22 protein-coding genes are annotated in these 23,332 nt (G+C 55.5%); 18 read left to right on the forward strand and 4 right to left on the reverse strand.

Translation table 11 applies throughout. From position 1 onward, the window contains the following. The first annotated feature begins 4 nt into the window (after window positions 1–4). The 9 genes from fabG to ptsG all read left to right on the forward strand — a co-directional run bounded on the left by fabG (window position 5) and on the right by ptsG (window position 8,587). Window positions 5–739 carry a 3-oxoacyl-ACP reductase FabG gene (gene fabG / locus FZF21_RS08410; RefSeq protein WP_003857956.1) on the forward strand — a complete coding sequence of 245 codons (735 nt, stop codon included), beginning with the start codon at window positions 5–7 and terminating at the stop codon, window positions 737–739. A 154-nt stretch (window positions 740–893) separates the two neighbouring features. Next, on the forward strand, window positions 894–1,130 hold the full coding sequence (acpP, locus tag FZF21_RS08415) for an acyl carrier protein (RefSeq protein ID WP_003857954.1): 237 nt from the start codon (window positions 894–896) through the stop codon (window positions 1,128–1,130). A 91-nt stretch (window positions 1,131–1,221) separates the two neighbouring features. Then, complete coding sequence (gene fabF / locus FZF21_RS08420) at window positions 1,222–2,463, forward strand: beta-ketoacyl-ACP synthase II (RefSeq protein WP_003857950.1); 1,242 nt, start codon at window positions 1,222–1,224, stop codon at window positions 2,461–2,463. 121 nt (window positions 2,464–2,584) lie between these two features. Then, window positions 2,585–3,394, forward strand: a complete 810-nt coding sequence (gene pabC, locus FZF21_RS08425) for an aminodeoxychorismate lyase (protein ID WP_047737719.1) — start codon at window positions 2,585–2,587, stop codon at window positions 3,392–3,394. Between the two features lie 2 nt (window positions 3,395–3,396). Next, window positions 3,397–4,419, forward strand: a complete 1,023-nt coding sequence (yceG, locus tag FZF21_RS08430) for a cell division protein YceG (protein WP_017384722.1) — start codon at window positions 3,397–3,399, stop codon at window positions 4,417–4,419. Then, window positions 4,409–5,050, forward strand: coding sequence for a dTMP kinase (gene tmk / locus FZF21_RS08435; protein ID WP_015570821.1), 642 nt, complete (start codon window positions 4,409–4,411; stop codon window positions 5,048–5,050). Before yceG ends, tmk begins: the two co-directional genes overlap by 11 nt. Beyond that, window positions 5,047–6,051, forward strand: a complete 1,005-nt coding sequence (holB, locus tag FZF21_RS08440; protein WP_015570820.1) for a DNA polymerase III subunit delta' — start codon at window positions 5,047–5,049, stop codon at window positions 6,049–6,051. Before tmk ends, holB begins: the two co-directional genes overlap by 4 nt. A gap of 10 nt (window positions 6,052–6,061) precedes the next feature. Continuing rightward, the gene (locus tag FZF21_RS08445) at window positions 6,062–6,856 is read left to right on the forward strand and encodes a metal-dependent hydrolase (protein WP_015570819.1); all 795 of its coding nucleotides are present in this window, start codon (window positions 6,062–6,064) and stop codon (window positions 6,854–6,856) included. A 297-nt stretch (window positions 6,857–7,153) separates the two neighbouring features. Beyond that, a complete protein-coding gene (ptsG, locus tag FZF21_RS08450; RefSeq protein WP_006809245.1) occupies window positions 7,154–8,587 on the forward strand; it encodes a PTS glucose transporter subunit IIBC in 1,434 nt (477 codons plus the stop codon). A 141-nt stretch (window positions 8,588–8,728) separates the two neighbouring features. Here ptsG and fhuE read toward each other — a convergent pair whose 3' ends face one another. Beyond that, a complete protein-coding gene (gene fhuE / locus FZF21_RS08455; protein ID WP_017384719.1) occupies window positions 8,729–10,918 on the reverse strand; it encodes a ferric-rhodotorulic acid/ferric-coprogen receptor FhuE in 2,190 nt (729 codons plus the stop codon). Between the two features lie 353 nt (window positions 10,919–11,271). Between fhuE and hinT the strand changes: the two genes are divergently transcribed. The 8 genes from hinT to FZF21_RS08495 all read left to right on the forward strand — a co-directional run bounded on the left by hinT (window position 11,272) and on the right by FZF21_RS08495 (window position 17,355). Continuing rightward, window positions 11,272–11,631, forward strand: coding sequence for a purine nucleoside phosphoramidase (gene hinT, locus FZF21_RS08460; protein WP_006809243.1), 360 nt, complete (start codon window positions 11,272–11,274; stop codon window positions 11,629–11,631). A gap of 1 nt (window position 11,632) precedes the next feature. Further along, window positions 11,633–12,007, forward strand: a complete 375-nt coding sequence (locus tag FZF21_RS08465; RefSeq protein WP_003857939.1) for a YcfL family protein — start codon at window positions 11,633–11,635, stop codon at window positions 12,005–12,007. Window positions 12,008–12,020: 13 nt separating this feature from the next. Continuing rightward, window positions 12,021–12,665, forward strand: coding sequence for a penicillin-binding protein activator LpoB (lpoB, locus tag FZF21_RS08470; protein WP_085929697.1), 645 nt, complete (start codon window positions 12,021–12,023; stop codon window positions 12,663–12,665). After that, complete coding sequence (thiK, locus tag FZF21_RS08475; RefSeq protein ID WP_039271102.1) at window positions 12,646–13,470, forward strand: thiamine kinase; 825 nt, start codon at window positions 12,646–12,648, stop codon at window positions 13,468–13,470. The genes lpoB and thiK overlap by 20 nt, the downstream gene beginning before the upstream one ends. 11 nt (window positions 13,471–13,481) lie before the next feature. Beyond that, entirely contained in the window at window positions 13,482–14,507 is a 1,026-nt protein-coding gene (gene nagZ / locus FZF21_RS08480) for a beta-N-acetylhexosaminidase (protein WP_032653224.1), read from the forward strand. 31 nt (window positions 14,508–14,538) lie between these two features. After that, entirely contained in the window at window positions 14,539–15,081 is a 543-nt protein-coding gene (gene ycfP / locus FZF21_RS08485) for an alpha/beta hydrolase YcfP (protein ID WP_006809239.1), read from the forward strand. 236 nt (window positions 15,082–15,317) lie between these two features. Beyond that, window positions 15,318–16,622 (forward strand): NAD(P)/FAD-dependent oxidoreductase, encoded by a 1,305-nt coding sequence (locus FZF21_RS08490; protein ID WP_017693633.1) that lies wholly within the window; start codon window positions 15,318–15,320, stop codon window positions 16,620–16,622. Window positions 16,623–16,815: 193 nt separating this feature from the next. Further along, window positions 16,816–17,355 carry a glycine zipper 2TM domain-containing protein gene (locus FZF21_RS08495; RefSeq protein WP_017384715.1) on the forward strand — a complete coding sequence of 180 codons (540 nt, stop codon included), beginning with the start codon at window positions 16,816–16,818 and terminating at the stop codon, window positions 17,353–17,355. Window positions 17,356–17,415: 60 nt separating this feature from the next. Here the strand turns inward: FZF21_RS08495 and comR are convergent, their stop codons facing one another. Next, window positions 17,416–18,051: a TetR family copper-responsive transcriptional repressor ComR gene (comR, locus tag FZF21_RS08500; protein ID WP_047731318.1), complete on the reverse strand. Its 636-nt coding sequence runs from the start codon at window positions 18,049–18,051 to the stop codon at window positions 17,416–17,418. Between the two features lie 245 nt (window positions 18,052–18,296). Between comR and bhsA the strand changes: the two genes are divergently transcribed. Beyond that, window positions 18,297–18,554, forward strand: coding sequence for a multiple stress resistance protein BhsA (gene bhsA, locus FZF21_RS08505; RefSeq protein ID WP_006809234.1), 258 nt, complete (start codon window positions 18,297–18,299; stop codon window positions 18,552–18,554). Between the two features lie 77 nt (window positions 18,555–18,631). On the opposite strand, the gene FZF21_RS08510 is transcribed toward bhsA, so the two are convergent. Then, window positions 18,632–19,597 (reverse strand): L,D-transpeptidase family protein, encoded by a 966-nt coding sequence (locus FZF21_RS08510; RefSeq protein WP_023303432.1) that lies wholly within the window; start codon window positions 19,595–19,597, stop codon window positions 18,632–18,634. A gap of 144 nt (window positions 19,598–19,741) precedes the next feature. Continuing rightward, window positions 19,742–23,188: a transcription-repair coupling factor gene (gene mfd, locus FZF21_RS08515; protein ID WP_149120982.1), complete on the reverse strand. Its 3,447-nt coding sequence runs from the start codon at window positions 23,186–23,188 to the stop codon at window positions 19,742–19,744. Window positions 23,189–23,332 lie beyond the last annotated feature (144 nt).

Here is a 23,332-nt window from a genome sequence, read left to right on the forward strand (position 1 = left end):
TACCATGAGTTTTGAAGGAAAAATTGCCCTGGTGACCGGCGCAAGCCGCGGTATTGGGCGCGCTATTGCTGAAACACTGGTTGCGCGCGGCGCGACGGTGATCGGGACTGCGACCAGCGAGAATGGCGCACAGGCCATCAGCGACTATCTGGGTGCGAACGGTAAAGGTCTGGTACTGAATGTGACTGAACCAGCATCTATCGAATCTGTTCTGGAAAATATTCGCGCAGAGTTTGGCGAAGTGGATATTCTGGTCAATAATGCCGGGATCACTCGCGACAACCTGCTGATGCGAATGAAAGACGACGAGTGGAACGATATTATCGAAACCAACCTGTCATCTGTATTCCGTCTGTCAAAAGCGGTAATGCGCGCTATGATGAAAAAGCGTCATGGTCGTATTATCACTGTAGGTTCTGTGGTTGGTACCATGGGAAATGCTGGTCAGGCTAACTACGCTGCGGCGAAAGCAGGTCTGATCGGTTTCAGTAAGTCGCTGGCGCGTGAAGTCGCGTCCCGCGGAATTACTGTAAACGTTGTTGCTCCGGGCTTTATTGAAACGGACATGACGCGTGCGCTGACTGATGAGCAGCGTGCGGGTACGCTGGCGGCAGTTCCGGCGGGTCGTCTTGGCGACCCTAAAGAAATCGCCAGCGCGGTTGCATTTTTAGCCTCTGACGAAGCGGGTTACATCACTGGTGAAACCCTCCACGTCAACGGCGGGATGTACATGGTTTAATCACGATCGAAAATATTTGCGTTATTTGGGCAAATGGCCTCAAAATAACGTAAAATCGTGGTAAGACCTGCCGGGATTTAGTTGCAAATTTTTCAACATTTTATACACTACGAAAACCATCGCGAAAGCGAGTTTTGATAGGAAATTTAAGAGTATGAGCACTATCGAAGAACGCGTTAAGAAAATTATCGGCGAACAGCTGGGCGTTAAGCAGGAAGAAGTTGTGAACTCCGCTTCCTTTGTTGAAGACCTGGGCGCAGATTCTCTTGACACCGTTGAGCTGGTAATGGCTCTGGAAGAAGAGTTTGATACTGAGATTCCGGACGAAGAAGCTGAGAAAATCACCACCGTTCAGGCTGCCATTGATTACATCAACGGTCACCAGGCGTAAGTGAACATCTCCAGGCGGTCATTCGACCGCCTGAGTTTTATCTTTTGTTGTCCCACGAATCTCTTTTTTTATCCCTCCCTGGAGGACAAGCGTGTCTAAGCGTCGTGTAGTTGTGACCGGACTTGGCATGTTGTCTCCTGTCGGCAATACCGTAGAGTCCACCTGGAAAGCTCTCCTTGCCGGTCAGAGCGGCATCAGCCTAATCGACCATTTCGATACTAGCGCCTATGCAACGAAATTTGCTGGCTTAGTAAAGGATTTTAACTGTGAAGAGATCATCTCGCGCAAAGAACAGCGCAAGATGGATGCCTTCATTCAATATGGAATTGTCGCTGGCGTTCAGGCCATGCAGGATTCTGGCCTTGAGATTACGGAAGAGAACGCGACCCGTATCGGCGCCGCTATCGGCTCCGGGATTGGCGGTCTTGGTCTGATTGAAGAAAACCATACATCTCTGATGAATGGCGGCCCGCGTAAAATCAGCCCGTTCTTCGTTCCGTCTACGATTGTCAACATGGTGGCAGGTCACCTGACCATTATGTTCGGCCTGCGTGGCCCAAGCATCTCAATCGCGACAGCCTGTACGTCTGGCGTGCATAACATCGGCCAGGCCGCGCGTATCATTGCGTACGGCGATGCAGATGCTATGGTTGCGGGCGGCGCTGAAAAAGCCAGTACCCCGCTGGGCGTCGGTGGCTTCGGTGCAGCGCGTGCGCTCTCTACCCGAAACGATAATCCTCAGGCGGCGAGCCGTCCGTGGGATAAAGACCGTGACGGTTTCGTGCTGGGTGACGGTGCAGGCATGATCGTACTGGAAGAGTACGAACACGCGAAAAAACGTGGCGCGAAAATTTATGCTGAAGTTGTTGGCTTTGGCATGAGCAGCGATGCTTATCACATGACGTCTCCTCCAGAGAACGGCGCAGGCGCTGCGCTGGCGATGGAAAACGCCATCCGTGATGCGGGCATTACCCCGGCACAGATTGGCTACGTTAACGCGCACGGGACGTCTACCCCTGCGGGCGATAAAGCAGAAGCGCAGGCTGTTAAGTCTATCTTCGGTGAATCTGCCAGCCGTGTGCTGGTGAGCTCCACGAAATCCATGACCGGTCACCTGCTGGGTGCTGCGGGGGCAGTAGAGTCAATCTACTCTATTCTCGCGCTGCGCGATCAGGCTGTACCGCCAACCATCAACCTGGATAATCCAGATGAAGGTTGCGATCTGGACTTCGTTCCTCACGAAGCGCGCCAGGTTAGCGGTATGGAGTATACCCTGTGTAACTCCTTCGGCTTCGGTGGGACTAACGGTTCTCTGATCTTCAAAAAGGTCTGAGTCTGGTTAGTCGCTGACGATAAAAAAAGGTCCGCTTGCCGGGCCTTTTTTATTAGGTGAAATCCCCTTGTCCGGCTGCCCACATCCTGCCAGACTGAGCCTCCACGCATAAGGAGCCACCATGTTTTTAATTAATGGCCTTGAGCAAGAAACGCTGCCGGCAAGCGACAGGGCGACCCAGTTTGGCGATGGCTGTTTCACGACTGCACGTATTCTCGACGGTGGCGTGTGTCTGCTCGGGGCCCATATCCTTCGTTTACAAAAAGCCTGCGAAGCACTACTGATCCCTTTCTCGCAGTGGGACATTCTTGAAAGTGAAATGCGTCGGCTGGCGTCAGATAAAGCAAGCGGCGTCCTGAAAGTCATTATCAGCCGCGGGAGCGGTGGCCGGGGCTATAGCGGTTCTGCCTGTCTGCATCCTACGCGGGTCCTTTCCGTTTCAGATTATCCTTCCCATTATGCGCACTGGCGTGAAGAGGGCGTAGCCCTGGCGTTAAGTCCGGTACGTCTGGGGCGAAACCCGATGCTCGCTGGCATAAAACATCTCAACCGCCTTGAACAGGTGCTTATTCGTACTCATCTTGAGCAGACGGAGGCCGGGGAGGCGCTGGTTCTTGACAGCGAAGGGTACATTACGGAATGCTGTGCGGCTAATTTACTCTGGCGGAAGGGCAGTGATGTGTTCACGCCTTCGCTGGAGCAGGCCGGCGTCAACGGCATTATGCGGCAGCTTTGTCTGCACCAGCTGGCACGCGCAGGCTTTCGCGTTGTCGAAGTCAACGCTAAGGAAGAGGCGCTGCTGTCTGCCGATGAAGTCGTAATCTGCAATGCGCTGATGCCCGTTGTCCCCGTTCGCGCTTATGGCCGCAAATGCTGGTCAGCCCGCGAGCTGTTCCAGTTTCTGGCCCCGTTATGTGAGCAAACCAGGTAGTCATGAAGAAAATGTTACGCTTTGTCCTCCTTCTTATCGTTGCGTTCGGTATCGCTGGCGGAGCGGGAGTGTGGAAAGTCCGTCAGCTGGCGGAGAGTCAGATCCTGATAAAAGACGAGACGATTTTTACCCTGAAAGCGGGGACCGGGCGGCAGGCGCTTGGTCAGCAGCTGTATGACGACAAAATTATCAATCGCCCACGCGTATTCCAGTGGCTGCTGCGTATTGAACCGGACCTGTCCCATTTCAAGGCCGGCACCTATCGCTTTACCCCTGGCATGACCGTGCGCGAGATGCTGCAACTGCTGGAGAGTGGTAAAGAAGCCCAGTTCCCGCTGCGTTTTGTGGAAGGTATGCGTCTGAGCGATTACCTCAGGCAGCTGCGGGACGCGCCATACATTAAGCATACGCTGAAAGATGACCGCTACCAGACCGTGGCAGACGCCTTAAAATTCGAACATCCCGAGTGGGTGGAAGGCTGGTTCTGGCCCGATACGTGGATGTATACGGCAGGCACGACGGATGTGGCCATTCTGAAGCGCGCGCACAACAAAATGGTCGCGGCGGTAGACGCTGCCTGGAAAGGGCGAGCAGAGGGCCTGCCTTATAAAGATCAAAACCAGTTCATGACGATGGCCTCGATCATCGAGAAAGAGACGGCCGTTGCTGCCGAACGTGACCAGGTTGCCTCGGTGTTTATTAACCGTCTGCGCATCGGCATGCGTTTGCAAACCGATCCTACCGTCATCTACGGCATGGGCGAAAACTACAACGGCAGGATTTCCAGAAAAGATCTGGAGACGCCAACGGCGTATAATACCTACGTGATTAGCGGCCTGCCGCCTGGACCGATCGCGACGCCGAGTGAAGCATCGTTGAAGGCCGCCGCGCACCCGGCCAAAACGCCGTATCTCTATTTTGTGGCTGACGGAAAAGGGGGGCATACGTTTAATACCAACCTGGCCAGCCACAATCGCTCCGTTCAGGACTATCTGAAGGCACTTAAGGAAAAAAATGCGCAGTAAATACATTGTCATTGAGGGACTCGAAGGGGCGGGCAAAACAACTGCCCGTAACGTGGTGGTGGATACGCTTACGTCGCTTGGCGTTGCCGACATGGTCTTTACCCGCGAGCCGGGCGGTACGCAGCTGGCGGAAAAACTGCGCAGCCTGGTTCTGGATATCAAATCCGTTGGCGATGAAGTTATTACCGACAAAGCGGAAGTGCTGATGTTCTATGCTGCGCGCGTTCAGCTGGTGGAGACGGTGATCAAACCCGCTCTGGCAGAAGGGAAATGGGTGATTGGCGATCGCCACGATCTCTCAACCCAGGCGTATCAGGGCGGGGGCCGGGGTATCGATCAGGCCATGCTGGCTACGCTTCGCGACGCGGTTCTGGGCGATTTCCGTCCTGACCTGACGCTGTATCTGGACGTAACTCCTGAGGTGGGCCTGAAGCGCGCCCGTGCCCGCGGCGAACTGGACCGCATTGAACAGGAGTCTTTTGATTTCTTTAACCGCACCCGTGCGCGTTATCTGGAACTGGCCGGGCAGGACAAGACCATTCGTACCATCGATGCGACGCAATCCCTTGAAGACGTTACGCGTGATATTCAGCAGACCGTTACGCAGTGGCTACAGGAGCAGCAGGCATGAAATGGTATCCATGGTTGCGCCCACACTTTGAACAGCTGATCGGCAGCTATCAGGTTGGTCGGGGGCATCATGCGTTACTGATCCAGGCGCTGCCGGGAATGGGTGATGATGCGTTGATTTACGCCATCACCCGCTTTCTGATGTGCCAACAGCCGGAAGGACATAAAAGCTGCGGTAAATGCCGGGGTTGCCAGCTCATGCAGGCGGGCACGCATCCTGACTATTACACCCTCGAACCCGAGAAGGGCAAAAATACGCTCGGTATCGACGCGGTGCGTGAGGTCAGTGAGAAACTGTACGAATATGCGCGTCTGGGGGGGGCGAAAGTGGTGTGGCTGAAAGACGCCGCGCTGCTCACGGAAGCCGCAGCCAACGCCCTGTTAAAAACCCTGGAAGAGCCGCCAGAGAATACCTGGTTTTTCCTCTCCTGCCGCGAGCCGGAACGCTTGCTGGCGACGCTGCGCAGTCGCTGCCGTCTTCACCACCTCGCTGTCCCTCAGGAATCCTGGGCGCTCGCCTGGCTTGAGCGAGAAGTGACGGTGTCACAAGATGCGGCGCGCTCGGCGTTGCGCCTGTGCAGCGGTGCGCCTGCGGCTGCGCTGGCCTTATTGCAGCCGGAAGTGTGGTCTCAGCGTGAAACGCTGTGTCGTGCGGTTGAATCAGCCCTCGACAGCCATGACTGGCTGAGCGTGCTGCCAGCGCTGAACAGCGATCAGGCTCCGGAACGGCTACACTGGCTGGCCGCACTGCTGCTGGATGCGCTCAAAATCCAGCAGGGGGCGACGCTTCTGACTAACCCTGACGTGTGGGCGCTGGTCACCACGCTGGCGAATCGCCTGTCAGGGCAGTCGCTGCACGCTATCCTTCATGATATCTGCCAGAGCCGTGAACAACTTTTGACAGTGACCGGTCTCAATCGCGAGCTTTTACTGACCGACCAGTTACTGCGTATCGAACACTACCTGCAACCGGGCGTCATACCGCCGGTTTCCCACCTCTGAGAGAGACATTATGTTTTTAGTCGACTCACACTGCCATCTCGATGGCCTGGATTATCAGTCCCTGCATAAAAATGTGGACGACGTGCTGGCGAAAGCCGCCGCGCGCGATGTGAAATTTTGCCTGGCCGTGGCGACCACGTTGCCGGGTTACCGCTCCATGCGTGAACTGGTAGGCGAGCGCGATAATGTCGTCTTCTCCTGCGGCGTGCATCCGCTGAATCAGGATGAAGCATACGACGTTGAGGATTTACGCCGTCTTGCCGCAGAAGAGGGCGTAGTGGCGATGGGCGAGACCGGCCTGGACTATTTCTACACCCCGGAAACGAAACCTCGCCAGCAGGAATCCTTCCGCAACCATATCCGTATTGGCCGTGAACTGAATAAGCCGGTTATCGTTCATACCCGCGATGCGCGTGCCGACACGCTGGCGATCCTGCGGGAAGAAAAGGTGACGGATTGCGGTGGCGTACTACACTGTTTCACTGAAGACAGAGAAACGGCGGGTAAGCTGCTTGATTTAGGCTTTTATATCTCGTTTTCGGGGATCGTCACGTTCCGCAATGCCGAGCAACTGCGTGATGCGGCGCGCTATGTTCCGCTGGATCGTATTCTGGTGGAAACCGATTCACCGTACCTGGCGCCGGTGCCTCATCGCGGCAAAGAGAATCAGCCAGCGATGACCCGGGATGTCGCTGAGTATATGGCCGTTCTGAAAGGTGTCAGTATTGAAGAGCTGGCTCGCGTGACAACGGAAAACTTCGCCAGTCTGTTCCATATCGACCCCGCCCGCCTGCAATCTGTCTGATACGCCTGTTATTTTTAGGCTCGTAATTAATAAGTAAAACGAGTAAAGTTCACCGCCTCATTTGGGGCGGTGATGGCGTTTTTAGACACATCCAGACATGCTTTATGTAAATATCTGCAAGTTTTTTGGCCGTCTTGAACTGAAACGTGATAGCCGTCAAACAAACTCAGAGGGAATTATTTTACTCTGTGTAATAAATAAAGGGCGCTTAGATGTCCTGTCCACGGCGCGGTACTCCCCCCGGGCCAATGCGTGAAAACGTAAAAAAAGCACAAATACTCAGGAGCACTCTCAATTATGTTTAAGAATGCATTTGCTAACCTGCAAAAGGTCGGTAAATCGCTGATGCTGCCAGTATCCGTACTGCCTATCGCAGGTATCCTGCTGGGTGTCGGTTCTGCAAACTTCAGCTGGCTGCCAGCCGTAGTTTCCCACGTGATGGCCGAAGCAGGCGGTTCTGTTTTTGCTAACATGCCGCTGATCTTCGCTATCGGTGTTGCTCTGGGCTTCACCAATAACGACGGTGTATCCGCGCTGGCGTCCGTTGTTGCTTACGGCATCATGGTGAAAACCATGGCTGTGGTTGCGCCGCTGGTACTGCATTTACCTGCTGAAGAGATTGCCGCTAAGCATCTGGCGGACACCGGTGTTCTCGGTGGTATCATCTCCGGTGCGATTGCAGCGTATATGTTTAACCGCTTCTATCGCATCAAGCTGCCTGAGTATCTGGGCTTCTTCGCGGGTAAACGTTTTGTGCCGATCATTTCTGGTCTGGCCGCGATTTTCACCGGTGTGGTTCTGTCTTTCATCTGGCCACCAATCGGTACAGCAATCCAGACATTCTCTCAGTGGGCGGCTTACCAGAACCCGGTTGTGGCGTTCGGTATCTACGGCTTCATTGAGCGCTGCCTGGTACCATTTGGTCTGCACCACATCTGGAACGTTCCATTCCAGATGCAGATTGGTGAATACACCAACGCAGCAGGCCAGGTGTTCCACGGCGACATCCCACGCTACATGGCGGGTGACCCAACGGCAGGTAAACTGTCTGGTGGCTTCCTGTTCAAAATGTACGGTCTGCCGGCCGCCGCAATTGCGATCTGGCACTCTGCTAAACCAGAGAACCGTGCAAAAGTGGGCGGTATCATGATCTCCGCAGCGCTGACCTCGTTCCTGACCGGTATCACCGAGCCGATCGAGTTCTCCTTCATGTTCGTTGCGCCGATCCTGTACATCATCCACGCGGTACTGGCAGGTCTGGCATTCCCAATCTGTATCCTGCTGGGTATGCGTGACGGTACGTCCTTCTCTCACGGTCTGATCGACTTCATCGTTCTGTCCGGTAACAGCAGCAAGCTGTGGCTGTTCCCAATTGTGGGTGCGGGCTACGCAGTGGTGTACTACACCGTCTTCCGCGTGCTGATCAAAGCACTGGACCTGAAAACGCCGGGTCGTGAAGATGCAACGGAAGACAGCAAAGCCGGTGTGACCAGCGAAATGGCGCCTGCTCTGGTAGCTGCTTTCGGCGGTAAAGAGAACATCACTAACCTGGACGCGTGTATCACTCGTCTGCGTGTGAGCGTTGCCGACGTTGCGAAAGTAGACCAGCCGGGTCTGAAAAAACTGGGCGCAGCGGGCGTCGTTGTTGCAGGTTCTGGTGTTCAGGCAATCTTCGGTACGAAATCCGATAACCTGAAAACCGAAATGGATGAGTACATCCGCAACAACTAAGCTGTGACCTGGGGAGACTAAGGCAGCCGACTGGCTGCCTTTTTTATTACTGCGGTTTGTGGTGCCGGGTGGCGGCTGCGTCTTACCCGGCCTACGTGATGGGTAGGGCCGGTAAGCGCAGCGCCACCGGGCTTCTGTCACTCAGAAATCGTAGCTCGCGCTCACCGAGACGTTCAGCGGCGCGCCATACACTACATAAGAACCGACGTAATCGTAATACTCTTTGTCGAACAGGTTGTTGACGTTAGCCTGCACCGCAAAATCTTTGGTGACCTGATAACGGCTGAACAGGTTCACCAGCCCATAGCTGCCTTGCTCCGCGCGGGAACGTCCTGCCGGGCCGCCTTCCACGTCCGTCCACACTTTGTTCTGCCAGTTTACGCCGCCGCCCACGGTCAGTTCCGGCAGCATTGGCAACTGATAGCGGGTGAAGAGCTTCATGGTTGTGCGCGGCTGATCGGCGCTGACGGCGTTTCCATTCTTATCTTCTGCGATGTAACGCGTCGCGCCGAAGGTCAGCTGCCAGTTATCGGTCAGGGCACCGTTGAGCTCGAACTCGACCCCTTTGCTGACCACCCCGTCCAGCGATTCATAGATCGACTCACCGCTCGGCATGTAGGTATAGGTGTTGCTGGCGACGTTATCCTGCTCAATGCGGAAAATCGCCAGCGAGGTGGTGAGGCGGGTATTAAACCAGTCCGCCTTCACCCCGGCTTCGTAGCTTTTACCCGTGGTAGGGTCGAGATAACGTCCGCTGGCGTCGCGCTTATCCTGCGGCTGGAAGATAGAGGTATAGCTGACGTAGGTCGACCAGTCCTCATTGATGTCATACACCAGGCCGGCGTACGGCGTGACATCATCTTTGGTGCTTTCCAGACGGGTATTCGGCGATCCTGCCGGGTTATAACGAATGTTATATTGGGTGTAGCGCGCGCCCAGGATCAGGTGCAGCGGATCGGCCAGCGAGAAACGAGCCGACGAATAGGCTGAAGACTGGCGAATATCATCCTTGCTGTAGAGTTTCCACGGCGTCCACTGGGGATCGGCGATGTTCCCGTTCCAGTTCTTAAAGTTGCCGACATCAACCATGCCGTATACCGCATCCGGCATGGAGTTGTCGTAATGGTTACGCTGACGGCTGAAGCTGCCGCCGAACATCATTTCGTGCTGACGGCCAAAGAGATCGAAGCCGCCGCGCAGGAAGGCGTCAACCGCATCCTGTTTACGTTCCCCACGGTTCCAGCCGCCGTAACCTACCAGGCCCGCGCCGGTCTCTTTATCCGGATAGCCGGACATATACATCAGTTTGGAGTCGAAGTTGGTTTCAGCGTGCATACCGTTGATGTGCGCTTCCCAGCCATTATCGAAACGCTGAGTCAGGTTAGCGAAGATGCGGGTGCTGTCTTTATCTGAATAAGCCCAGTCAGGTGCGACGGTCTGGCTACGATTGTAGTGGGTCTTACTTCCGTCGCTGTACCAGGTCGGCAGCCCGCCCCAGGTCGGGTCGGCGGTATGGCTTTCCTGATATTCATACCCTACCGAGAGGGTGGTGCTGTCGGTGACATCCGCGTCCATCACGCCGTAGAGGAATTTCTTCCGGTAGTGGTAGTTATCCACGAAGCTGTCGTTGTCCTGATAACCCGTAATCAGACGGCCCCGTACCTTACCTGACTCTACCAGCGGCGCCTGGAGATCCAGCACGTAGCGCTGCTTGTCCCAGCTGCCGTAACTGGCGGAGACGTTACCTTTAAATTCCGGGCTGTCCGCGTGCTTACGCACCATATTAACGTACGCCGCCGGGTTGCCCGTGCCGGACATCAGGCCGGTGGCGCCGCGAACCACTTCGATGCGGTCATAAATCGCGGTATCCGCGGCGGTATCACCAAAGTTCCACACTTCACTGATGGAGGTTGGCAGGTCGTCATAGGCGTAGTTGCTGACGAAAAAGCCGCGTGAGTAAAACACGGTACGGTCGCTGTCCTGCACCTGGGCCGTAATGCCCGTGGTATTCGTCAGCACCTGTCCGATGGATTGCAGATTCTGGTCAGCCATACGTTGCTGGCTGATAACGCTGACGGACTGTGGGATGTCGCGGGGAACCAGCAACAGTTTGGTGCCGGTGGTGGTGGTTTTTACGCTGTAATCCTGATCCTGGCTGGCAGAAAGATCCTGTGTGTTGTCAAAACCCCCGTCTACGACGACGGTATCTTCGGTGGTTGAAGCAGCGAAAGCGGCGGTTGGCGTCAATGCCATAGCAATGCAGGCGGCCAGCAACGAAGGTGTTGCGGCAGGCTGATGTTGCCCATCCCTGGTGTGATTAATGAAAGACATCATCAAACCCTTAGTGAATGGTGAAGGTAATTCGCGACAGTCCCGCTAGCACGGGCTGACGTCGTTTTCTATGTTAAAAATGCGCATGAAAATGCAAATGCGAAATATACGCATTGTGATTAACGCTGTAAACAGATGTTTCGGGATGAACTGAAATAAGGTTTCAGAAAAGAAATGTCCTAAAGCGATGCCTCTTCAGCCAGATGGCGGACAATCAGGAAAGAAATCACGGGAGAAGGTTGAAAGGACAGGAGAAACTCGCTCATACTCTTGTCTTGTGTCACGCAGTAAATCAGACAATGTGTGTTAACAACGGACGCACGACGCCAGATTAAACTTAAAAGGAAAAGGTCATGGCTGAAGAAACGATTTTCAGTAAAATTATCCGCCGCGAAATTCCATCGGATATTGTCTATCAGGATGAACTGGTCACGGCTTTCCGCGACATTTCTCCCCAGGCGCCGACGCACATCCTTATTATTCCCAATATTCTGATCCCGACCGTTAATGACGTTAAAACCGAGCATGAAGTGGCGCTGGGCCGTATGCTTACGGTAGCCGCGAAAATCGCAGAGCAGGAAGGGATTGCTGAGGACGGATACCGTCTGATCATGAACTGTAATCGCCATGGCGGCCAGGAAGTCTATCATATTCATATGCATCTGCTGGGTGGACGTCCACTGGGACCGATGCTGGCACATAAAGGTCTTTAATATGTTAACTGGGCGTATTGCAGCGCTGATCGTGACGCTGGTAATGGTTGGGTGCAGCGCGCGTCCCGCCATCCCGGTCAGTGAAGAACAGACGCTGGTGATGGAGTCCTCAGTGCTTGCTGCGGGCATCACGGCGGAGAAACCTTCGCTGACCATAAGCGAAATCCAGTCTTCAGCCTCCTCTACGCTCTATAACGAAAGGCAAGAGCCAGTGACGGTGCATTATCGCTTCTACTGGTATGACGTGAGAGGTCTTGAGATGCACCCGCTTGAGGCGCCGCGCAGCGTGACCATCCCGGCAAGATCGTCAGTCACGCTCTACGGCAGCGCCAGCTATCTGGGTGCACATAAGGTGAGACTTTATCTTTATTTGTAAGGAGTGAACCTTGATTAAAACAATGAGCCGTTATGCGCTCCTGAGTGCTTTTGCACTCTTTCTGGCGGGTTGTGTGACGCGAACGGAAGAACCAGCACCGGTAGATCAGGCGAAGCCGGGAACGGAACAGCCAACAACGCCAGCGCAGCCTGTTCCAACCGTGCCGTCTGTACCGACCATTCCGGCGCAGCCTGGCCCGATCGAACATCCGGACGACACCGCACAGCCTGCGCCGCGAGTACGCCACTATGACTGGAACGGCGCGATGCAGCCGATGGTGGGCAAAATGTTGCAGGCACAGGGCGTTACGCCCGGCAGCGTGCTGCTGGTGGACAGCGTGAACAACCGTACAAACGGTTCCCTGAATGCGGGAGAAGCGACGGAAACCCTGCGCAACGCGCTGGCAAACAACGGTAAATTTACGCTGGTCTCAGCTCAGCAGCTCGCGGTCGCCAAGCAGCAGCTTGGTCTGTCGCCTCAGGACAGCCTGGGTTCGCGCAGTAAAGCGATTGGTATTGCCCGCAACGTTGGCGCGCAGTATGTCCTTTATTCTAACGCGACAGGCAACGTGAACACGCCGTCGTTGCAGATGCAGTTAATGCTGGTTCAGACCGGCGAAATTATCTGGTCAGGTAAAGGTGCCGTTACGCAACAATAAGCGCACGCGTCATGACGTCCTGACGCGTTATTTCCCTCAGTACCGTGTTATCGCGCCGCAAGCCCCCGCCGGGCTTGGCGGCGCGAGTTGCATTATTGAGCGTGGCGACCATCGGCTGGTTTTACGTCAGCATCACGATGCCGCCGCGCCTGCCTCCCATTTTCGTCGCCAGTTCCGCGCCCTGAAGCGCCTGCCCGCCGACCTTGCGCCACAACCTCATCTCTTTATCAGAGACTGGATGGCGGTGGCGTTTATTACGGGTGAGATCAAAAGCGAGCTTCCCGATACGCCTGCGCTTGCAGCCATGCTGTATCATCTGCATCGCCAGCCGCGTCTGGGCTGGCGGGTAACGTTACTTCCTTTGCTGGATCACTACTGGCAGCAGGCTGCGCCTGGACGACGCACGCCCTACTGGCTGGCGCAGCTTAAGCGGCTACGCAGAGCGGGAGAGCCGCAGGCGTTACGTCTGGCGCCGCTGCATATGGATGTCCACGCGGGTAATATCGTTCATACCACGGCAGGCGAGAAACTTATCGACTGGGAATATGCCGGAGACGGTGACGTGGCGCTCGAACTCGCTGCGGTCTGGATGCCTGATGAGGCGTCGCGCGAGCAGCTGATAACCGCCTATGCCCGAAACGCCAACATCAATGCGCTCACCCTTGCGCGGCAGGTCGCGCGCTGGCGTCCGTGGGTGTTGATGCTGATGGCGGGATGGTTTGAAATGCGCCTTCAGCAGACAGATGACAAACAATTTATTGCGCTGGCAAATGATGCCTGGCGTCAGTTACAAACGAAAGGATAAGAGAGGTAGGTGTGGGTCCAGTAATGTTGGATGTCGAAGGGTTTGAGCTGGATGCGGAAGAGCGCGAAATTCTGGCGCATCCGCTGGTAGGGGGGCTGATTCTTTTCACCCGCAATTATCATGATCCGGAGCAGTTGCGTGAGCTGGTTCGCCAGATCCGTGCGGCGTCGCGCAATCACCTGGTGGTGGCCGTAGACCAGGAAGGTGGGCGTGTGCAGCGTTTCCGCGAAGGGTTTACCCGTTTACCCGCCGCGCAATCTTTTGCTGCGCTGCTGGGGATCGAAGAGGGCGGTCAACTGGCGCAGGACGCCGGCTGGCTGATGGCCAGCGAGATGATCGCCATGGATATCGACATCAGCTTCGCCCCGGTGCTGGACGTAGGACACATTAGCGCGGCAATTGGTGAGCGTTCGTATCATGACGATCCGCGTATTGCGCTGGCAATGGCGACGCGCTTTATTGACGGTATGCATGCTGCGGGCATGAAAACCACCGGCAAACATTTCCCGGGCCACGGGGCGGTGACGGCGGATTCCCATAAAGAAACCCCGCGCGATCCGCGCCCGGAAGCAGACATTCGCGCTAAAGACATGTCGGTTTTCCGCTCGCTGATCGCTGATAACAAGCTGGATGCCATCATGCCTGCGCACGTCATCTACAGTGAGATCGATCCGCGTCCGGCCAGCGGCTCTCCGCACTGGCTGAAAACCGTACTGCGTCAGGAATTAGGCTTCAATGGCGTAATTTTCTCTGACGATTTATCCATGGAGGGGGCGGCAATTATGGGTAGCTATGCCGAACGTGGGCAGGCTTCGCTGGATGCGGGTTGCGATATGATCCTCGTCTGCAATAATCGTAAAGGGGCGGTGAGCGTGCTGGATAACCTGTCGCCGATCAATGCTGAACGTGTTACACAATTGTATCATAAAGGTTCATTTAGTCGTCAGGAGCTGATGGACTCGGCGCGCTGGAAAACGGTAAACGCCCGGCTTGAAGCCCTGAACGAGCGCTGGCAGGCACATAAAGCAGCCCTTTAATTCATCCCGGAAGGCGTAGCGTGGTGAGACGATGATCATTTATTTACACGGTTTTGACTCAAACAGTCCTGGTAATCATGAGAAAGTGCTGCAATTGCAGTTTATCGATCCGGATGTCCGGCTGATCAGTTACAGCACACGTCATCCGAAGCATGACATGCAGCATCTGCTTAAAGAAGTGGATAAAATGTTGCAGCTCAATATCGACGATCGCCCGCTGATCTGCGGCGTGGGGTTAGGAGGATACTGGGCAGAGCGCATCGGTTTTTTGTGCGATATCCGTCAGGTCATTTTTAATCCTAACCTCTTTCCGAACGAAAACATGGAAGGCAAAATCGATCGCCCGGAGGAGTACGCCGACATCGCAACTAAATGCGTGAGCAATTTCCGTGAAAAGAACCGCGATCGGTGTCTGGTGATCCTCTCCCGCAACGATGAAGCGCTGAACAGCTCCCGCGCCGCCGAGCTTCTGCACCATTACTACGAAATTGTCTGGGACGAAGAGCAGACCCATAAGTTCAAAAACATTTCCCCGCACTTGCAGCGTATTAAAGCCTTTAAAACGCTGGGCTGATCTCCCTGAACCTGATAAAGGCCCGGTACGTGAAAGCGTACCGGGCCTCTTTTTTGTCAGAGTTGTCTACTTTTAAACCATCAAAACTTGATACATATCAATTTTGGTATGACCAATGCGCCTGACGTGCTATTCTCAATGAATCTGAATGGTTTCAGCGCAGTAACCTGTTGTTAATTAAGGGTTATTTATATAACTTTTAATTAACAATTGGTTAATAATTTGAGGGGGTCACGTTGACTACGCCATTGAAAAAGATAGTGATTGTCGGCGGTGGTGCTGGCGGACTGGAGCTCGCGACACAGCTGGGTAAGAAGCTGGGTCGCGGTAAGAAAGCCAAAATCACGCTGGTGGATCGTAACCACAGTCATCTGTGGAAGCCGTTACTGCACGAAGTGGCGACCGGGTCGCTGGATGAGGGCGTGGATGCGCTGAGCTATCTGGCGCATGCGCGTAACCACCACTTCCAGTTCCAGCTGGGTTCGGTGGTGGATATCAATCGTGAAAACAAAACCATCACGCTGGCTGAGCTGCGTGATGATAAAGGCGAGTTGCTGGTTCCTGAGCGCAAGCTGGCCTATGACACGCTGGTGATGGCCCTGGGCAGTACCTCCAATGATTTCAACACCCCAGGCGTAAAAGAGCACTGCATCTTCCTGGATAACCCGCATCAGGCGCGTCGTTTCCATCAGGAGATGCTTAACCTGTTCCTGAAGTACACCAACAACATGGGTGCTAACGGCAAGGTCAACATTGCTATCGTGGGCGGCGGCGCAACGGGCGTTGAATTATCGGCGGAGTTGCACAATGCGGTCAAACAGCTGCACAGCTACGGCTACAAAGGGCTGACTAACGAAGCGCTGAATGTGACGCTGGTGGAAGCAGGTGAACGTATTCTGCCTGCGCTGCCGCCGCGTATTTCCGGCGCGGCGCACAACGAGCTGACCAAACTGGGCGTGCGCGTGCTGACCCAGACCATGGTGACCAGCGCGGATGAGGGCGGCCTGCATACCAAAGACGGCGAATATATCCAGGCCGACCTGATGGTTTGGGCTGCGGGGATCAAAGCGCCTGATTTCATGAAAGATATCGGTGGGCTGGAGACGAACCGCATTAACCAGCTGGTGACAGAGCCGACGCTGCAAACCACGCGCGATCCGGACATCTTCGCCATTGGCGACTGTGCCTCCTGCGCACGTCCGGAAGGCGGATTTGTACCGCCTCGCGCTCAGGCCGCGCACCAGATGGCAAGCCTCGTGCTGCATAACATCCTGGCGCAGATGAAAGGCAAACCGATGAAAGCCTATGTCTACAAAGACCACGGCTCTCTGGTGTCGCTCTCAAACTTCTCCACCGTGGGCAGCCTGATGGGTAACCTGATGCGCGGCTCCATGATGGTGGAAGGGCGCATCGCCCGCTTCGTGTACATTTCTCTGTACCGTATGCACCAGATTGCGCTGCACGGCTACTTCAAAACCGGCCTGATGATGCTGGTTGGCCGCATCAACCGCGTGATCCGTCCACGCCTGAAGCTGCACTAATTTCTCTCTCCCTCCGGGCCCTCCGGAGGGAATTCTTAGCACATCATGCTGTACATTTCGCTCCTGACACTTAAGAGTTCTCTTAAACCCTCGTTGTCCCGGCCAACAGCCCTGATTTTGATCCTTTATCTTATTGGCGAAGCGTTTATTGCGCTGCAAAATTGCTACCAATTGCAACAAAGGAGGAAGTCCCGTGAATAAATCAATGTTGGCGGGTATAGGGATTGGCGTCGCAGCTGCGTTAGGTGTGGCTGCCGTTGCCAGTCTGAACGTACTTGATCGTGGCCCGCAGTATGCGCAGGTGGTTTCCGCTACACCGATCAAAGAGACGGTCAAGACGCCTCGTCAGGAGTGCCGAAATGTTTCTGTCACCCATCGTCGTCCGGTTCAGGATGAAAACCGTATCGCGGGCTCCGTGCTCGGCGCGGTTGCTGGTGGGGTGATTGGTCATCAGTTTGGTGGCGGCCGTGGTAAGGATGTCGCGACGGTAGTTGGTGCGCTGGGTGGCGGTTATGCCGGAAACCAGGTGCAGGGCGCGATGCAGGAAAATGATACCTACACTACAACGCAGCAGCGCTGTAAAACCGTGTATGACAAGTCTGAAAAAATGTTGGGCTACGACGTAACCTACAAAATTGGCGATCAGCAGGGCAAAATCCGCATGGATAAAGATCCTGGTACGCAGATCCCTCTCGACAGCAATGGTCAGCTGATACTGAATAACAAAGTGTAAAAAAGATGTTCTCTGAACTTAGCTCCTCATGCGCTCAGGCTGAGGAGCTTTTTTTTTGCGTCAGAGTTTAAGAAGTTCAGGCCACAGGCGCAGCGTTGTTTGCGTAATCCCCTGCAATTTTTCCAGCGTCGCGCCTTCACGGGCGCTGATGGACATCCCCTGTAAAATACAGCTCAGATACTGGGCCAGTTCCTGCGGACGGCAATGCGCCGGGATTTCGCCGCGCTGCTGACGCTGAGCCAGAAACGTGCTGAGCGTCTCCTCCTGCATCGCATGTCGCGATTTGACCGTGTTGGCAATCTCTTTTGAGGATGCCGCGAGGGTCGCGGAGGTGTTGATCATAAAACAGCCCGCAGGCGTGTCTTTGCTGGTATAGCAGGTCGCGATTGCCGAGAAATAATCCTGCAATGCCTGCTCAACCGTTTTTTCTTCGCAGAACAGCTGGGCTTCATGTTTTGCCGCGAAGCGCGCGATGTATCTGTCCAGAACGGCCCGGAATAAGCCTTCTTTGTTGGTGAACTCTGCGTACAGGGTAGGGGCTTTCGCGCCCGTTGCTTCCACGAGATCGGAAAGCGACGTAGCTTCATACCCATGCTGCCAGAAGAGCGTCATGGCCTTATCGAGCGCCGCATCCCTGTCGAACACTTTTGGTCGGCCACGGCTTTTCTTCGCGCAACGCGTGACATCGGTTGTCATGTGCCGTTGGTCCTCTGTTGTTTTGTTGAATAGTCATTATAAAAATAAACGTCTGCAACGACCAGCGGTGATTTCTGAAAAATAATTTAATTTTATCTTTATGAAATATAAGGCAAATGAAATTAATTTAACGACCATTATAAAAATGAGTTGACGTGTGACCTGGATCACATCTATCATTTACCTATCGATCGTTAACTAAATAACTAACGACCACTACATCATCTGCCTAAAGGTATAAAATCATGAAAAACGTTAAAACCCTCATCGCTGCCGCCGTTCTGAGCTCACTCTCTTTCGCAAGCTTCGCTGCTGTTGAAGTGCAATCCACGCCAGCAGACCAGCAGAAAGTCGGTACCATCTCTGCCACTGCCGGGACTAACCTGGGCTCTCTGGAAGATCAGCTGGCACAAAAAGCTGACGAAATGGGTGCGAAATCATTCCGCATCACCTCTGTGACCGGTCCTAACACCCTGCACGGTACCGCAGTTATCTACAAATAAGCGTAACGCAACCCTCCGTTATGCCACTGCAATAAAAAACGCCCTGCTCATGCAGGGCGTTTGTCGTTATTACTGCTTTACATTGACTGCTGAGCAACCTCATGATGCCGCGTGACATCGGTTGGCATCCCCGAGCGTGCTTCCATCGCCCGCTCCATCACCGCACCATCGGTGTTGGCATTCGTTTTAAAACTCACCATCGAGGCATTCAGATTAATCGGCAGCGTCTGCGGATCGTCATTGATGTTTTTCGATAGCGGCTGGTGGATCTCAACCAGACGGACGCCACCCGGCTCTTCAGACACTTTAATCGGCGTATTGATGATATTCACTTTCGTGCCAGGGGCGATCACGCGGTAGAGCGTTTTGATATCGTCATCGCGCAGGCGAATGCAGCCGGAGCTGACGCGCATCCCGATCCCGAAATCCGCATTCGTTCCGTGCAGAAGATAAACCCCACCGTATGCCGCCAGGCGAATCGCATGGTGCCCCATCGGGTTATCCGGACCAGCAGGCACCACGGCAGGCAGGTCGATACCTTGAGCTTTATAACGGGCGCGAATATTTGCCGTCGGGGTCCAGGTTGGATTAGCGCGCTTATCAGAGACGGTGGTGACCATGGTAGGCGTGAGCGTATCGCCCCCCAGCTGACCAATACCGATAGGGTAGACGGTCACTTCGTTCTTGCCCGGCGGGTAGTAATACAGACGCAGCTCGGCGAGGTTAATCACAATGCCCTGACGCGGCGCGTCCGGCAGGATGGTTTGCAGCGGAATCGTCAGTACGCTGCCCGCCCGGGGCACGTACGGATCTACCCCCGGGTTGGCCTGCAACAGCGCCAGGAACCCGACGTTATATTTTTTGGCAATCGCTTCCAGCGAACCGCCATCGTTTTCAACCACGTGAAAGCGGTTTTCACCTACGACGTTGCTGCCGGCAGGCGGAAGAGGCCAGGTATTGGCGCGAGCAGGGAGCGCGACGGCAACCGTCGCGGCCAGCGCAAACAGAGTTAACCAGCGGGTAAAACGCGAAGAAATCATCATTATCATAATCCATACAAATGATAAGGTTATTGTTTTATAAGGCGTTAATGATAATTATGGCGAATGTATAGTCGGGAAGTTCGGGCGAAGTGCAAAGAGTTTGTAAATTGTCCCCCCGCCAGCCGGGCGCTGGCGGGGAAACCGTTATGCGATGGCGTTCTCTTCCAGCTGACGCATAAAGTTACGCACCCAGTCCATGCGGGTTTTACGTTCCGTCAGATCCTGAATAAATTTCAGGCGAGTCGGGCCATCAAGACGGAAATGCTGCGGCTGTTTTTGCAGGAGGCCAATCAGCCACATCGGATCGACGTGGTTCTTCTCGGCAAACTCAATGACGCCGCCTTTCTCATTGCCTTCAAGCTTGCGAATGCCCAGCTTCTGCGCCTGCTGACGCAGGCGGGCAATATCCAGCAGGTTGCGCGCCGCATCGGGCAATATCCCAAAACGGTCAATCAGTTCGACTTTGATCTCTTCCAGCTCGCCTTCGCTTTTCGCGCTGGCAATGCGTTTGTAGAACGACAGACGGGTATTCACGTCAGGAATAAAATCATCCGGCAGCAGAGAAGGCATGCGCAGTTCCACTTCGGTCTGCTGGCTGGTGAGATCTTCCAGAGATGGTTCACGTCCGGCTTTAAGCGCATCGACGGCATTTTCCAGCAGCTCCATATACAGCGAGAAACCGATGGTTTCCATGGAGCCGCTCTGGTCTTCACCCAGCAGCTCACCGGCGCCGCGGATCTCCAGGTCGTGGGTCGCCAGCGCAAAGCCAGCGCCCAGATCTTCCAGCGAGGCGATAGCTTCCAGACGCTTTTGCGCGTCGGTGGTCATCGCCTTCGGATGCGGCGTCAGCAGCCAGGCGTAGGCCTGATGGTGCGAGCGCCCGACGCGCCCGCGCAGCTGGTGCAGCTGGGCCAGGCCGAAGTGATCCGCACGTTCGATAATGATGGTGTTCGCCGTCGGAATGTCGATCCCGGTCTCAATGATGGTGGTACACACCAGCACGTTGAAACGCTGGTGGTGGAAATCGTTCATCACCCGCTCCAGCTCACGCTCGCGCATCTGGCCGTGACCAATGGCGATGCGCGCTTCCGGTACCAGCTCTGCCAGCCTGTCGGCGGCTTTCTGAATATTTTCGACGTCGTTATACAGGTAATACACCTGGCCGCCGCGCAGCACTTCGCGCAGGATCGCCTCGCGCACCACCAGATTGTCGTACTCGCGAACAAAGGTTTTCACCGCCAGACGGCGCGCCGGTGGGGTGGCGATTATCGACAGATCGCGCATGCCGCTCATCGCCATGTTCAGGGTGCGCGGGATCGGCGTTGCGGTCAGGGTCAGAATGTCGACGTCGGCGCGCATCGCTTTGATGCGCTCTTTATGGCGCACCCCGAAGCGGTGCTCTTCATCCACGATCAGCAGCCCCAGATCTTTCCACTTCACGTCGCTTTGCAGCAGCTTGTGAGTGCCGATCAGAATATCGATTTTGCCTTCGCTTGCCTGTTCCAGGATTTGCGTCTGCTCTTTGGCGCTGCGAAAACGCGACAGCATCTCAATGCGCACCGGCCAGTTGGCGAAGCGGTCGCGGAAGTTGTCGAAGTGCTGCTGGGCGAGGAGGGTAGTCGGCACCAGCACCGCCACCTGCTTGTTGTTTTCCACCGCCAGGAAGGCGGCACGCATTGCCACTTCGGTTTTGCCGAAGCCCACGTCACCGCAGACCAAGCGGTCCATGGCCAGCGGCTGGCACATGTCGCTCAGCACGGCGTTAATGGCCTGGGCCTGATCCGGCGTAGTTTCAAACGGGAAGCTGTCGCAGAACAGCTGATACTGCTCTTTATCATGCTTAAACGCATAGCCCTCTTTGGCCGCACGCTGGGCGTAAATATCCAGTAGCTCGGCGGCCACGTCGCGCACTTTTTCCGCCGCCTTCTGGCGCGCACGCGCCCAGGCATCGCCGCCCAGCTTATGCAGCGGCGCGTTGTCTTCCGCGCCCCCGGCGTAGCGACTGATCAGGTGCAGGGACGACACCGGCACGTACAGTTTGGCGTCGTTGGCGTAGGTCAGCATCAGGTATTCACCTTTGATGCCGCCTGCTTCGAGGGTGGTCATCCCCTGATAGCGACCCACCCCGTGTTCAAGGTGAACGATCGGCTGACCGGGGTGCAGTTCGGCCAGGTTACGGATCAGGGTGTCCGGGTTGATGGTGCGACGGCTGTCCTGACGACGGCGCGCGACGCGCTCGCCCAGCAGGTCGCTTTCACAAATCAACGCCAGGTTATTGAGCGTATCAATGAATCCGTGCTCGGCGGCGCCGATCATCAGGTAACGGCCATTTCCGGTCGCTTCGCTCAGGCGAAGAATGCGCTTCGGCGCAACTTTGATCCGTCCCAGCAGTTCGCCCAGCGCTTCACGGCGACCCTCACTTTCAACGGAGAAGACCACCGGCCCGGTGAAGGACTCAAGAAACTTACGCAGATTATCAAGGGGGGATTTCTGCTGCGCCTGGACGGCCAGATCAGGCAGCGTCCGGAACGCGAGATTGGTGTTCGCCGCCTTCTCGGCAAGCGCGTCGGTTTTGAGCTGCATGCGCGGCCAGCGTTTCAGCTCGGCGTTGAGCTCGTCGGTACGTAGCCACAGCATTTCCGGCGGCAGCAGCGGACGCATCGGGTCAACGCCCCGGTTTTCAAAGCGGGCGCGCGTTTCGCTTTCAAAGCGGCTGGCACTGGCGTCGATATCCCCGGTGTTAACAATCAGCGTATTCGCCGGGAAGTAGCTGAACAGCGCCGGCAGCGGTTCGTTAAAGAACAGGGGCTGCCAGTACTCGATCCCGGCCGGAAGGGTGCCCTTGCTGACTTGCTGGTAGATATGTTCGGCATCGCGCTTCACGTCGAACCTGTCGCGCCACTGGCTGCGGAACAGCTCGATGGCGGTTTTATCCGTCGGGAACTCATGGGCGGGCAGTAGGTTAATGGAGTCCACTTCCTCCAGCGTGCGCTGGGTGTCAGCGTCGAACACGCGCAGGCTGTCGATCTCATCATCAAAGAAATCCAGACGATATGGCCGATCGCTGCCCATCGGATAGAGATCCAGCAGCGCACCGCGCGTCGCATATTCGCCGTGCTCCATCACCTGGTCGACATGTCGATAGCCGGCTCCGTCCAGCTGCACGCGCAGGGCATCGCGCGACAGGCGCTGGCCTTTTTTCATCACCAGCGCATGGCCGTGCAAATAGCTGTGCGGACAGACGCGCTGCATCAGGGTGTTCACTGGTACAATCAGCACGCCGCGCTGCATGGTGGGAAGCTGATACAGCGTCGACAGGCGTGAAGAGATGATCTCCTGGTGCGGAGAAAAACTGTCGTAGGGAAGCGTTTCCCAGTCGGCCAGGCTGAATACCAGACTGTCGGTGAACTGACGAATTTCGTCGTGCAGGCGCAGGGCGTTTTGCATGTCCGGGGCAACCAGCACCACCGGCCCTGGATGCCGCTCAGCAATTTCCGCCACCAGGGTGGCGCAGGCCGCGCCCGTGAGTTCGCCCAGCTGGCGCTGGTCGCCCGCTTTGACAGGCAAGGAGTAACGATAGTGTTCAGGCATGGCTATGTCAGAGTCTCTTGGGGATATACCAACAGTATTGGGGCATATCACTGATACGCAATGTCTTTATTATCCTCGATCGTTTTACATAAGCAAATCGTAACCGCACAAGAGGGAAAGTGCCCCCGGATGGGGGCCGAGGAG

The organism is Enterobacter sp. LU1, assembly GCF_008271405.2.
GTDB lineage: Bacteria > Pseudomonadota > Gammaproteobacteria > Enterobacterales > Enterobacteriaceae > Enterobacter > Enterobacter hormaechei_C.

Excerpts from the sequence above, each read along its gene's own strand:
- fabG (WP_003857956.1), top strand. The coding sequence starts at position 5 with ATGAGTTTTGAAGGAAAAATTGCCCTGGTGACCGGCGCAAGCCGCGGT.
- acpP (WP_003857954.1), top strand. The coding sequence starts at position 894 with ATGAGCACTATCGAAGAACGCGTTAAGAAAATTATCGGCGAACAGCTG.
- pabC (WP_047737719.1), top strand. The coding sequence starts at position 2,585 with ATGTTTTTAATTAATGGCCTTGAGCAAGAAACGCTGCCGGCAAGCGAC.
- yceG (WP_017384722.1), top strand. The coding sequence starts at position 3,397 with ATGAAGAAAATGTTACGCTTTGTCCTCCTTCTTATCGTTGCGTTCGGT.
- tmk (WP_015570821.1), top strand. The coding sequence starts at position 4,409 with ATGCGCAGTAAATACATTGTCATTGAGGGACTCGAAGGGGCGGGCAAA.
- holB (WP_015570820.1), top strand. The coding sequence starts at position 5,047 with ATGAAATGGTATCCATGGTTGCGCCCACACTTTGAACAGCTGATCGGC.
- FZF21_RS08445 (WP_015570819.1), top strand. The coding sequence starts at position 6,062 with ATGTTTTTAGTCGACTCACACTGCCATCTCGATGGCCTGGATTATCAG.
- ptsG (WP_006809245.1), top strand. The coding sequence starts at position 7,154 with ATGTTTAAGAATGCATTTGCTAACCTGCAAAAGGTCGGTAAATCGCTG.
- fhuE (WP_017384719.1), bottom strand. The coding sequence starts at position 10,918 with ATGTCTTTCATTAATCACACCAGGGATGGGCAACATCAGCCTGCCGCA.
- hinT (WP_006809243.1), top strand. The coding sequence starts at position 11,272 with ATGGCTGAAGAAACGATTTTCAGTAAAATTATCCGCCGCGAAATTCCA.
- FZF21_RS08465 (WP_003857939.1), top strand. The coding sequence starts at position 11,633 with ATGTTAACTGGGCGTATTGCAGCGCTGATCGTGACGCTGGTAATGGTT.
- ycfP (WP_006809239.1), top strand. The coding sequence starts at position 14,539 with ATGATCATTTATTTACACGGTTTTGACTCAAACAGTCCTGGTAATCAT.
- comR (WP_047731318.1), bottom strand. The coding sequence starts at position 18,051 with ATGACAACCGATGTCACGCGTTGCGCGAAGAAAAGCCGTGGCCGACCA.
- bhsA (WP_006809234.1), top strand. The coding sequence starts at position 18,297 with ATGAAAAACGTTAAAACCCTCATCGCTGCCGCCGTTCTGAGCTCACTC.
- FZF21_RS08510 (WP_023303432.1), bottom strand. The coding sequence starts at position 19,597 with ATGATGATTTCTTCGCGTTTTACCCGCTGGTTAACTCTGTTTGCGCTG.
- mfd (WP_149120982.1), bottom strand. The coding sequence starts at position 23,188 with ATGCCTGAACACTATCGTTACTCCTTGCCTGTCAAAGCGGGCGACCAG.